Source organism: Lysinibacillus phoenicis, assembly GCF_047238325.1.
GTDB classification, from domain to species: domain Bacteria; phylum Bacillota; class Bacilli; order Bacillales_A; family Planococcaceae; genus Lysinibacillus; species Lysinibacillus irui.
The window spans coordinates 2,998,907-3,011,876 of the sequence record NZ_JBDFMP010000002.1; the positions used below are offsets into that span (position 1 = coordinate 2,998,907).

Genomic DNA, 12,970 nt, shown 5'->3' on the forward strand with positions numbered 1-12,970 from the left:
TCAATTGTAAACTTTACTCTATTGGGTTTACTTATAAAGAAATACGCAATAGTTTAACTGACATAATTTAACTTACTATTTTCATCAGATAAACCATCCTTAGGTAGGTAAAGAGCAAAATAAATTAATTGTTTGGGAAAGTATGGAGGAAAATTGGTATGAGTAATGAAGATAAAAAAATTAAAATTGCCGTTAATGGGGGAATAGAATTTGGGGCAAAACTAAATTCTAAACAACTTTTAACGATCACCAAATATATGGAAGACGACGCACAGCTTGAGTTAACAACCTTCCAACAACTCTATCTAGAAATTCCGGAAAATAAAAAAGAAGAAATAATTGAAGAATTCAACCGTGTTAATTTATCTTGTTATCCAGTTGGCAACTTTGTAAAGAGTTTGAGAACATGTAATTTTTGCAAAGGAGAAGAAGAAGAGGGGATGCCAGTAGCAAAAGAAATAAATAATCGTATAGCAGGAAAAGCTGTACCATTCACTCTTAAAGTTGCATACACAGGTTGCCCTGTTGGTTGCGGTGAACCAATGTTAAGTGATATAGGGATTATGAAAATTAAAGACCATTACAATTTATATGTTGGAGGAAAAGCAAAAGGGAAAGATGCAGAGGTGGGATCTTTGTTGCAAGAGAATCTAACACCAGATGAATTGTACGATAAAATAGAAAAGATTATAAATGTATATTCACAGAATGGAAAAAAACGAGAAACGTTTTTCAAATTTTTAAAACGGATAGGAAAAGAAGAGTTAATAAATTAGTTTTACTCTAAGAAGTTCTGGGAAGGTTATAATGGCGGCTCTGAATAAATGAGCCGCCATTTTTAATTTAAGTCCTCGAACAAAATTTATCGAGTTAATCGTTCTATAAAGATATTTAATTGATTTAATGTTACTTTGTCGTTTACGCCAAATGTGCCATCACCTTTACCTTGCGTAATCTTATTTGATGAAAGAACTGCTATAAAATTTTTGGCCCAATGAGTACTCGTTACATCTGTAAAATTCTTTGGTTCTCCTTGTTGTTCTAAATCAAATGCTTCAACTAAAACCTTTGCTAATTGACCGCGAGTAATCGGTGAATTTGGGTTAAATTTACCATTACTATCTCCATTAAAAATTCCAAGTTTTTTTAGTGCTACTATAGCTCCAGCTTGTTCAGAAGATGATTTAACATCAGGGAAACTTGAGTTTGTATCACTTGTATCTAATGCTAAAGCTTTAGCAAGCTGTATGGCTACTGCTCCACGTGAGGCATAAATGGAAAAGTCTATCTCTTCACCTTTAACTTCTGCTTGAGCTATTTCATTTGTAGTAAAGTTTGCAATACGTTTTGCACCTATATAACGAGAACCCCAATAGTAAGGATCGTTTAATTTATCAATTCTAACACCCGAACTTGGAGTAGCTGATATAAAATTACCATTCTCTATGTATATTCCAACGTGAGATATGCCGTTGCCTGAAGTATTAAAAAATACGAGGTCACCTGCTTTTAAACTATCTTTAGAAACAGAAGTACCTTGCTGATATTGGTCTTTAGATGTGCGCTCTAAAGAAATACCTAACTTAGAAAATATAAACTTTGTATATGCTGAACAATCTACACCTGTATTAATATCATTCCCACCATATTTATAAGGAGCTCCTATATAATCTTTCGCTGTACTCGTCAAATCAGTAACTGATGCTGCTTCAGCATCATTCATACCTATTCCTGAAAAAATTACAAATGACGCAAAAACCGGTAGTAACCATCTCTTTTTCACTAAACTTACTCCTTTCGAAAAGCAATCGCTTTTTTGATTAAAGTAAGAATAGCATGGAATAGAGATACTAAATTTTTCATTTATATTACTGATTTGTGCAGAATATTAAAATTGGTGACTTAATATACTCGGTGTAATCTCACTGCAATAATAACTAGGTGATGTTACTTGAAGATAAATAAAACTTAAATCAAGTAATAATAAAATAAATACTCTCTTTCGAGCATACCTATATAAGGTATACGGTGTGTATTTTAGACAGGCTAATTAAATTGTTAAAGGATGGATATGTGGGATTTTATCAAATGTTTGTCTTAGTATCACTAATGTTTTTATTGTTAATTGTCATAATGGTTTCAAGAATTATGAAAAAGACTATTAAGCCTATGCAAGGTATGACTATTTCAATGTTTTTTAGTATGAATGTAGGGCTAACATTAGGAATACTTTTTGGAGTTACCTTTCAAGGGAACTTGTTTTACTCAACGATTATTTCAATTATTCTCGGTGCAAGCATTGGCTTTTTAAGTGGTTGCAACTTTGGATTATTACCTATGTTAGAAGGTTTAATGGCAGGTTTAATGGCTGGTATGATGGGGGCAATGTTAGGTGAAATGGTGGATGGCGGGCAATCCATTGTATTAATAAGAATTTTTCTGTTGCTATCAATTTTCACTATTTTTTTATTTGCGCTACTTCCAAGTAAAAGTCAAAAAACATTCCAAAGTCAAATGGGCTTTTTAACACCCTTCTTCTTTTCGGTTTTTATACTCTTCTACTTTTTTGGGGGCATTCCTTTTGCCGAAAAACAAATAAACTTTATTAAAGACTCTTCTTTAGTGGATCATAATCTACACTCGAACGCTCAAAATAAATTAGAAAAGAAAGAGATTAAGATTATTTCTATAGAAACAGAAAATATGAAGTATTCGCCCTCTGAAGTAATTTTGGAGAAGAATCAACCGGTTTCATTAGAATTAATTAATAAAGATAATATAGAACATGATATTGAAGTTACAATACCAACATCAAATACTATTAGTAGTAATAATCATGTACATCACAAAAAGGAGGAGAATATGATTCATCTCCATGTTGGGCCTAAAAATACAGAAAAAATGAGTTTTACTCCCATTAATACAGGAGAATATCAATTTGTTTGTACTATTCCAGGACATAAGGAGCTTGGTATGGTTGGCAAGTTTATAATTAAGTAATTAGCTTTGATTTTGTAATTGATATACAAATGGAGTTGTCAAATTAAATACAATGATACTTATTTGAAAATGCCCAGTTATTATTAACAGGGCATAAGGTATATCTATATATTTAGATAAGCTCTATTTTTTGATAAATAAGATGACGGTGAAATAAAAAATGTTTAGTCTCAAATAAAAGTAGGGTATTAATTTTGAAGCATATGGATACAATCACAAATATTATTTTGCTTCGTTTTCATTACTTTGTATAATTTCGTTTACCATTTTTAATTCAGAAATCAAATAATCTATCTGTTGTTGCAAGTAACTTGATGGCGAAGAAAAATCGCTTGTAAATTGGCCATCTTCACTACTTACAGTCTTTAAGACATTCAATGCAATTTCCACAGTTAATGCAAATAATTCATCACCTAGTTTTTCAATAGATTCAATTAATAATTGAGAATCAGAAAATGTTTTAAAAGCTTCGTTATCAATGGTTATCTACTCCTTAAAAAATTGGTTAATCTCATTATATGAATTAATTTAAAAAAAGCTCCTTACCCCTTTTGCTGTTTCAACATTTTTGACAATCCAGGTTTTAAAAATGAATAAGGAAGGTATCTTTAAAATGTATATATTAAATTTTCTTGGTGATTCTAAATAAAGAAAAACTCGTATGAAATATCCCTAAAGTAAATTTATGATGATTGGGAATACAAAAATTCAAGCCTGCGAGTAGGAGGACTATGATGGAGAAAAAAATTATAATGAGTCTTGTTACTATAGTTGCTGCATTAATGCTTTCTGCATGTACAGGAAATACAAATAAGAAAGAAAGTCAACAAGAAATGCAGACAAATGAAATGGCCGAGAAAGATATGGAAGGTATGGACCATTCTGAAATGAATCCTAGTTCAAATGAACTTCCTGAAGGTTTAAAAGAAGCTGAAAATCCTAAGTTTGGAGTTGGGACAAAAGCAATAATTCATGCAGATCACATGAAAGGCATGGATGGAGCTGAAGCAACAATTGTAGGGGCATACGATACAATAGTCTATACTATATCTTACGCTCCTACAAATGGTGGAAATCGAGTAACAAATCATAAGTGGGTCATTCAAGAAGAAATAGAAGGTGCTGGTTCAGAGCCATTTGAACCAGGAACACAGGTTATTATAAATGCTAATCATATGGAGGGTATGGAAGGGGTAACTGCAAAAATTGATTCCGCAGAAGAAACTACTGTGTATGTGGTTGACTACACTTCTACTAATGGTGAAAAAATAAAAAATCATAAATGGCTAACGGAAAGTGAATTATCTTCTCCATAAAAATTAAATACTTAAAGATGTTCGACGAGTCAATTTTGACAAATTGGACATCTTTTTTAGTTTTAGAAATTCTATAATATCCTTTAATTTTAATCCATAATTTCTCCATAATTATTCGTTATATTCATTTTTAATAATATAACAATAACTGAGGAGGCGTGGGAAATTAGAAAGAGAGGAATTATCTTCACTTTGGGAGTATTAGTAGTTTTTTTAAAGGGTTGTACAAACGAAAATATCAATTCAAATAAAATAGCAGTTTTAACAGTTGAATATTTTAGTGGAGATCCACTTAATGATCTATATGTGGAATTACTCGATGAAGAAGGGAAAGAAATAGATTCAACAATTAGTTTGGATAAAGGTGAGGCAGAATTTTATAATTTACAACCAAATGAAACTTATACAGTAAAAGTAGGGAGTCCAGACAATTTTACAACAGGGATGTATTTAACAGAAAAAAAATTTACGTATACGTCATCTACACAATCCATATTGGTTCAAACATATGCAGTAAATCATAATAAAGGATTTGGAGTACCTGTAATTCTACAAAATCCTGAACTACCAAATGGGTGTGAAATAACTACTCTTACAGCAGTACTTAATTACTATGGTGCAGAAACATCTAAATTAGAAATGGATCAAAATTATTTACCTAAACAATCTTTTGAATACAAAATGAAAAAAAAGTATGGGCCAAATCCTAATCAAGCATATGGCGGCGAGCCAAGTAATCTAGAAACGGGTACATATGTTTTTGCCGAACCAATTGTCAAAGCAGCTAATAATTTTATCACAGAGAGAAAGTTAGATTTACAAGCAAAAAATATTAGTGGAAGAACAATAAAAGAAATAACAAATTATATTAGACAGGGAATACCAGTTATTACATGGGTAACATTGGACCTCTCACCACCAAAGGTTAAAGGGGGATGGATTATTGAAGAAACAGGTGAATACCATCAAATGTATCAAAATTTACATACAATGGTACTATTATCTGTGGGAGATACTACTGTGGAAGTAATGGATCCACGTAAGGGAATTATAACATTGGATAAGGGAGCATTTTTTAATAGTTATGAAGCATTAGGCGAACAGGCAGTTGTTGTTTATTAACAATAGTTCATTATATGCAAGTAATAGGTTAAAAAAGATAGCGTTTAATCATGGAAGAAAAATTACTTCATTTACTAGAACAATCTGGATTATTTGCAATTTTGGTTAGTTTAATGATAAATACTTTGGTTAGTATTATAGGTGTACTACCAAGTGTTTTTGTTACAGCCACTAACCTTGTGTTTTTTGGAGTATTCAACGGTTTGCTGATTTCTATTATCGGTGAATCAATTGGTGCAGTTATTAGCTTTATTTTATATAGAAAAGGAATCAATAAATGGAAAAGACCGTTCGTATTGCACCCTAAACTTTTAAAATTAAAGGAGTTGGAAGGTTCTGATGCATTTTGGATAATTGTCAGTTTAAGGATTTTACCTTTTATGTCATCAGGTCTTGTGACTTTTACTAGTGCATTTTCTAAGGTGTCTTTAGGCACATTTACGCTTGCTAGTACGATTGGAAAAATACCAGCTTTAATCTTTGAAGCAGGTGCAGTATATGGTTTTATGCAAGTAAATTTAATATGGAAAATTGTAATAAGTATCTTATTAATTTCAATTATCATTTTGATTTGGAAAGTTAAGAAATAAAAAAAGTTATTCAAAGTTTTCTTAGATAGAGTGGTTAATATTTGTCTCATTTAATTTCAAATCCATAAATTCTCCATATTTATTTGTTATAGTGCCTATGTAAAGAATAAAAGGAGGAAACATAATGAAATCTAAACTTTTGATTACTTCATTATTAGTAGGCGCTATTATAATTGGAGGATGTAGTGCGGGTAATTCGGAATCTAATAATAATTCAAATATGGACCATTCTAATATGTCTGGTATGGACCATTCCAATATGAGTGATGAAGAAATGAAAAACATGGAGGGTATGGATAATAAAGATAGTAGCATGGAAAATGGTCATGCGAGTCATAACAATCCATTAGCATTAAATAATTCAAATGGGGAAAATGAGCTTGCGCTCCCACCTATTATTGAACCTAAAAATGGAATTGTTGATATTACTGCTCAACAAGGAACAACAGAAATCTTTAAGGGAACTAAAACAGAGACATATGGATATAATGGTTCCTTTTTAGGGCCAATCATTCGTATTAATAAAGATCAAACGGTAACGTTTAGAACTAAAAATGATTTATCTGAACCAACAACATTTCACTGGCATGGATTAGAAATCCCTGGAAATGGTGATGGCGGCCCACATCAAGTCCTAGAGCCAGGTGTAACAGAAGATGTAAATTTTACAGTTAATCAGGGAGCATCTACGCTGTGGTTCCATCCACATCCAGAAGGTGCTACAGCAGAGCAAGTATATAAAGGTTTAGCTGGTTTAATTTATATAGATGATGAAAACTCACAAGAAATCAATGTACCAAATGAATATGGTGTGAATGATTTTCCATTAGTATTCCAAGATAGACAATTTACTGAAGAAAAGCAATTAAATTATCAAGCAGTCCTTAATGAAGATGGTACAATTGGAGATACTTTATTAATTAATGGTACGTTGAATCCTAAACTTACAGTTGGTAAAGAAAAAGTAAGACTTCGTTTATTAAACGGTTCTAATGCTCGTAATTATACTTTTAAATTGAATACCGGAGATACATTCCAACAAATTGCTACTGATGGTGGTTTCTTAAATCAACCAACTGATATGAAAGAAATTACCTTAACACCAGGTGAGCGAGCAGAGGTAATAGTGGACTTTTCAAAAATGGATGACAAGACTGATATAGCATTAATAAATGATGAAGGTACTACCCTTTTACCATTTAAAATTGAACAAAAGACTACAAGTACAAGTAAAATTTCAGAAAAATTAAATGATTTTAGTGTTACTGAAGAAGAGAAAAATTTACCAGTTTCTAAGAAGCTTGAACTATTTGGTATGGGGACAATGGTTTCTATAAATGGAAACCAGTTTGATATGAATCGCATTGATTTCACTCAAAAGCAGGGTGAGACTGAAATTTGGGAAATTTATAATAAACCTGATATGATGGGTGGTATGACACATCCTTTCCACATACATGGCACTCAATTTAAAATCGTGTCGATTGATGGTCAAGAACCTCCTTTAAATTTAAAAGGGTGGAAGGATACTGTCTCAATTGAAGCTGGTCAAACAGTTAAATTAGCAGTGAAGTTTAATAATAAGGGCATATACATGTTCCACTGCCATGTCCTTGAACATGAAGAAAATGGTATGATGGGGCAAGTTGAAGTAAATTAAATATAAATAGATTATTAAAACCTCCAAATACCATGGAGGTTTTTTTATTGGTTTCTATTACATAACTCTTATATCTAGGGTTATTGGTCGTGGTTCATATTAAATAACCTACCCTATAGAAATACTCAATCTTTTTTCTAAAATTTCAATTGAAATTTTTAACAACTTAACAACATTTTTATTTAGTTAATACAAAAGAATACCTTAATGATTTTATGTATTTTTTGTCCCTTTAATGGAAATGAATATAAATAAAATGAAAGGTAATATTTATGGAATTTTATAAAGAGATTGAAATCTACTGTTATAAGTGTCGTAAAAAGACCATTTTTACATGTAAGGATTTGCATAATAAAATCGGTGTTGACAGTCATTGTAGTGAGTGTATTGGGATTTGGTTTGAATGGCAAAATCGAGCGGTAGAAAGAGAATTGGAGAAGTGGATTGTATATAATCAAGGGCTGTTAAAAACATAATGTGAATCGAAGAAAGTATAGTATTTTTCTTACTAAAATTAGCAAACGTCCACTCTTTAAAGGACGTTTTTTATGTGTAAACGATTGTAATATAAATACTTTTATAAAATGGAATAAATTAAACTACAAGTAAGTCAAAAAGTTATAATAATTTTAGAAATTATTTTTTTGAACCATAATTATGTCGACGAGGCGGTGCTTTACATGTCTAAAAGGAAATACGGTTGGTCTGAGAAAAAAAGAAATGACTATATTAAAGAAGGACGAGGTCAAGGGGAACTATCAAATTATATACCTTGGATTAAAATACAAGATATATCGTCACAAGGAAATGCTTCTCGATTAATAGGGTGGACCGCGAAGAGACAGCATGAATTGTTGTCTAACTTGGAAAGAGACTTTTTTCTCTTATTAGATTGGGAAGATACAGTGGTAGACATAAGAGAACAGTTTCCTTTAAATGTTGAAACAACTATTCGTATAGCTGAAGAGAAAGGAATTAAGCACTCTAAAGATAATAGTTCAGGTATACCGATAGATATGACAACAGATTTCTTTATAACAGTAGTAAAAAACTCTGAAAGAAAATATATCGCTAGAACTGTAAAACCAAGTGAACAACTTGAAGATAAACGAGTAATTGAAAAGTTTGAAATTGAACGAGAGTATTGGGAGATACAAGGAATAAGTTGGGGGGTCATAACTGAAAAGGAAATTCCTAAACAACTAGCAAACAATATTCTATGGATACATAAATCTTATTATTTAGCAGAAGAAGATATAAGCTATTCTACTTTATTATTGCATTTATTGATTTTAAAAAAAGATAGCGAAGAGAGTTTATTAGTAGTTTGTAATAAATTTGATGAGGATTATAACTTAGAAACAGGCTCATCTTTAAGTTATATAAAACATTTTATAGCTCGAAAATATATTTCGATTGATATGAGTAAGAAAATTAACCCAAGCAATCTAACTTTAGATCAAATTATTATGAATGTTTCTAAGGAGGATAACATTGATTACAATATCAGTTAATGAATTAATTAAAGACTTGACGTGTAATAAAGTATATCGTCTACTTTGGATTGATGAAAGTAACATCGTTACATATGCAATTGATATAGAAGATTCCAATGCCTTACCATTCCTTTTAAAAGTTAAAGATATACATCAAGGATTTATAGAAAATTCATACTCCAAATTCGAATCTGATCACACAAACATACTAATTAACCACATTAATTTACCTGAGGGAATGAAACAAAAGAGAGACACAGCGTGGGCAATTATCAAAAACTTAGTGAATGATGAACCTTCAATTTATAAGAAAAAAGAACGTGGGCAGCTAATAAATGAACTTGTAAATAATAAAGTATGTACAAAAATGACTGCTTATAAATATTTGAGAAAGTACTGGCAGAGAGGAAAAACTATGAATAGTTTGCTTCCGGATTATAGTAACTCTGGAGGTAAGGGAAGAAATAAAAAAAGTGGTACTTTGAAAAGGGGAAAACCTAGAACCACTAACAGTGTAGGAATAAATGTAACCGATGAAACAAGGGAAATATTTCGTAAATCGATTAAAAGGTACTATTTTACAAGCAAGAGAAACTCATTGTCATTCGCATATAAAATGATGATAAAGGAGTTCTATGCAGATGAAGTTCGTTACGAAAACGGAACAAAATATATAGTAATACAGGATGAAAATAAAATTCCTTCATTAAGACAATTTAGATATTGGCACAACAAAGAATTTGGTATTGAACAAAAAATAGTAAGTCGAGAAGGTGAGAAAAAATTTGAACGAGATCATCGAGCAATATTAGGATCTTCAACTTATGAAGTCATGGGGCCAGGATCACGATATCAAATAGATGCGACTATTGGTAATGTGTATCTGGTATCTAGTTTTAATTCTGATTATATTGTAGGTAAACCAATTATATATTTTGTGGTGGACGTATATACACATATGATTACAGGAATGTATATCGGATTTGAAGGTCCTTCTTGGGCAGGAATGATGATGGCAATAGCAAATGCAGCATCAGATAAAAAGGAATATTGCAGTAGATATGGTATAGAAATTTCAAATGAAATGTGGCCATCTGCGCATCTTCCTGAAATTATTCTAGGGGATAGAGGTGAGTTGGAGGGATATAACGTGAATAGTTTAATTGAAGGGTTGGATTTGGTAGTGGAGAATAATCCTGCTTTTCGACCAGATTGGAAGGGAATTGTGGAAAAATTGTTCGATACTTCACAAAGTAAAATAAAGCCGTTCTTACCAGGTTACATACAGAGTGATTTTAGGGAACGTGGGGCTAGTGATTATCGTTTAGAAGCTAAGTTAACTATAGATCAATATACAAAAATTCTAATCAATTTTGTTTTATTTTATAACAAAAATCACTATATGAAGGATTATCTAAGAGATGAGCAGATGATACGGGAAAATGTAAAACCGACTCCTCTTAAACTCTGGAATTGGGGCATTAAAAATAGAGCAGGTAAGCTAAGGAAGGAACATCCTAATACTATAAAGTTTTACTTATTGCCACGAGATACAGCTACAGTAACCTCAAAGGGAATAAAGTTTAAAAATAGGTTATTTAGCTGTGAAACAGCTATAAAGGAATCTTGGTTTGTACAAGCTAGAACAAAGAAAAGTTGGACAGTTGATATTTCATACAATCCTCGAAACATGGACATTATTTATCTGCACATTAATGATAAATCACTTTTTGAAAGTTGCTTCCTTTTAGATCATCAGGAGAGATACAAAAATAAAGTACTTGAAGAAATTGAACAATTATTAATGATTGAACAAAACACATATAAAATTGAAAGTCATAGTTTGTTACAAGAAGAAATTAATTTTTATTCTAAAATTGAAGGAATAGTGGATGAGGCAATTAAGACACCAAATCAAGATGAAAATAATAAAATCACTAAAACGGAAAAAATAAAAAATATTAGAGAAAATCGGGAAGTTGAAAAAAGTTTACGAAGAGAGTATGAGGCATTTCAAATAGGTGTAACTGAGATTGATAATGATAAAAACATTATTTCTTTTGCACCTTCTGAGCAGAAAGATGAAAAAACTGAAACATCTACGATAATGGAATTATTTAAAAAGCAAAGAAGGAAGAAGAAGGAATGAAAAATGGGAAGACAATTGAATTAGAGAGTGGTATTGAAGTTCTATTGGCAGAGTATCGTGAACAAGAAATAATTGATTATAAAGGGAATCCCCTTATTGAAGCGTTACCTCCGATACTCTCTAAAGAAGAAGCGTTTGATCAACTTAGCTTTATACCTATGTTTCATAATAGTGAAAGAAATTTATCAAGTCATCATCGTTACCATGCTTTACTAAGATTATCAAGATTTTATCAGCCTATAAATCAAACCTTAAATCTAGAACAGCGTTTTTCAGGTTTCATTAGGTATGGATATGTTAATCGAAATCCATTACATAAAAAACATGTTCAAGCATTACTTGATTTACACAACAAGCTTGTTAATAAAGAGGAAATTGGATTACCGCCAGATATACGTTCTTCTGCTTCAAGTTTCACTTTAATGGGATATCCAGGAATAGGTAAAACATCTGCGATAGAAAGGGTACTATCTCTTTATCCGCAAGTAATATTGCATCAAAATCCAATCAATTTGATTCAAATTGTATGGTTAAAATTGGATTGTCCACATGATGGATCATTAAAAACTCTTTGTATGGACTTTTTCAAAAAAGTTGATTCGTTGACAGGTACTAATTATTTTGAAAAGTATGGTAAGCCATCAAATTCAGTTAGTTCAATGGTAACTCGTATGGGGCAAGTCGCTCGTTTACACTCAATAGGCGCTCTAATCATTGATGAGGTTCAGCACTCGTTATCTGCATCAGGTGCTGCATCAGAAATGATGATGAATTTTTTTGTAACGCTAGTGAATGAAATAGGAGTACCAGTAATGTTTATTGGAACCATGAAAGCCAAGGCATTATTACAAAAGGATTTCAGACAAGCACGTAGAAGCAGTGGCCAAGGCGACATGGTATGGCAGCAAATGAAACAAGATGATGATTGGGAAGTATTAATCACAAGTATGTGGGATTATCAGTGGACGAATGAATATACGGAACTGACAGAAGAATTATTAAACACGATTTACGAAGAGAGCCAAGGAATTGTGGATGTTGCTGTTAAGTTGTATTTACTCGCACAAGCGAGGGCAATCAATTCTGGCCTTGAAAAAATAACCCCTAAACTTATACAAAAGGTAGTGAAAGAAGATTTGAAACTTCTTCAACCTATGTTGGAGGCTCTTAAATCCGGAAATCAAAGCGACATTGCAAAATACGAAGATATTGTTCCAATGGATATTGAAGATTATATTCTAAATAGATTGCCAGTATTAGACCTTAAGGCCAGGGTTCAGGCGAAAAAAGAAAAGATGGCACAAGATCGTACAAATAAAGAACTTCCAATACTAGAAAAATTAATCCTATCCTTAATTAATTTAGATGTTTCAGAAAAAATTGCTGAAAACGCTGCTAAATATGCACTGAAAAATTCACCTGAGTCAACAATTCCACAACTAATGACTCTATCACTCCAATACATTGAGGGAAAGAAAGAAAAGAAAAATGAAGCGAAAGGCAATATTTCAGTAAATAAACTTCAATCAATAGTTGATATAGGAAAGAAGAATAAACGCTCTGCTTATGAGGCATTATGTGAAGAAGGATATATTAAAAATCCTTTAGATGACTTAATAATGTAAGGGTGTGTAAAT

General features: G+C 31.6%; 10 protein-coding genes. 9 read left to right on the forward strand and 1 reads right to left on the reverse strand.

The features are described 5' to 3' along the window. Positions 1 to 158: 158 nt before the first annotated feature. On the forward strand, positions 159 to 776 hold the full coding sequence (locus ABC382_RS16425; RefSeq protein ID WP_009374077.1) for an NAD(P)/FAD-dependent oxidoreductase: 618 nt from the start codon (positions 159 to 161) through the stop codon (positions 774 to 776). Between the two features lie 86 nt (positions 777 to 862). On the opposite strand, the gene ABC382_RS16430 is transcribed toward ABC382_RS16425, so the two are convergent. Beyond that, on the reverse strand, positions 863 to 1,783 hold the full coding sequence (locus ABC382_RS16430) for a C40 family peptidase (RefSeq protein ID WP_009374075.1): 921 nt from the start codon (positions 1,781 to 1,783) through the stop codon (positions 863 to 865). A 290-nt stretch (positions 1,784 to 2,073) separates the two neighbouring features. Here ABC382_RS16430 and ABC382_RS16435 point away from each other — a divergent pair, with 290 nt between their 5' ends. The 8 genes from ABC382_RS16435 to ABC382_RS16470 all read left to right on the forward strand — a co-directional run bounded on the left by ABC382_RS16435 (position 2,074) and on the right by ABC382_RS16470 (position 12,958). Then, positions 2,074 to 3,000 carry a cupredoxin domain-containing protein gene (locus ABC382_RS16435; protein WP_051145745.1) on the forward strand — a complete coding sequence of 309 codons (927 nt, stop codon included), beginning with the start codon at positions 2,074 to 2,076 and terminating at the stop codon, positions 2,998 to 3,000. Positions 3,001 to 3,734: 734 nt separating this feature from the next. After that, positions 3,735 to 4,316: a YdhK family protein gene (locus tag ABC382_RS16440; protein WP_009374071.1), complete on the forward strand. Its 582-nt coding sequence runs from the start codon at positions 3,735 to 3,737 to the stop codon at positions 4,314 to 4,316. 192 nt (positions 4,317 to 4,508) lie between these two features. Further along, positions 4,509 to 5,438, forward strand: a complete 930-nt coding sequence (locus tag ABC382_RS16445; protein ID WP_009374070.1) for a C39 family peptidase — start codon at positions 4,509 to 4,511, stop codon at positions 5,436 to 5,438. Positions 5,439 to 5,488: 50 nt separating this feature from the next. After that, positions 5,489 to 6,028 carry a TVP38/TMEM64 family protein gene (locus tag ABC382_RS16450; RefSeq protein WP_009374061.1) on the forward strand — a complete coding sequence of 180 codons (540 nt, stop codon included), beginning with the start codon at positions 5,489 to 5,491 and terminating at the stop codon, positions 6,026 to 6,028. 124 nt (positions 6,029 to 6,152) lie between these two features. Next, positions 6,153 to 7,688 carry a multicopper oxidase family protein gene (locus ABC382_RS16455; RefSeq protein ID WP_009374058.1) on the forward strand — a complete coding sequence of 512 codons (1,536 nt, stop codon included), beginning with the start codon at positions 6,153 to 6,155 and terminating at the stop codon, positions 7,686 to 7,688. Between the two features lie 680 nt (positions 7,689 to 8,368). Then, complete coding sequence (locus ABC382_RS16460; protein ID WP_009374053.1) at positions 8,369 to 9,202, forward strand: heteromeric transposase endonuclease subunit TnsA; 834 nt, start codon at positions 8,369 to 8,371, stop codon at positions 9,200 to 9,202. Then, the gene (locus tag ABC382_RS16465) at positions 9,183 to 11,333 is read left to right on the forward strand and encodes a Mu transposase C-terminal domain-containing protein (protein ID WP_412926975.1); all 2,151 of its coding nucleotides are present in this window, start codon (positions 9,183 to 9,185) and stop codon (positions 11,331 to 11,333) included. Before ABC382_RS16460 ends, ABC382_RS16465 begins: the two co-directional genes overlap by 20 nt. Next, the gene (locus ABC382_RS16470; protein ID WP_036079781.1) at positions 11,330 to 12,958 is read left to right on the forward strand and encodes an ATP-binding protein; all 1,629 of its coding nucleotides are present in this window, start codon (positions 11,330 to 11,332) and stop codon (positions 12,956 to 12,958) included. Before ABC382_RS16465 ends, ABC382_RS16470 begins: the two co-directional genes overlap by 4 nt. Positions 12,959 to 12,970 lie beyond the last annotated feature (12 nt).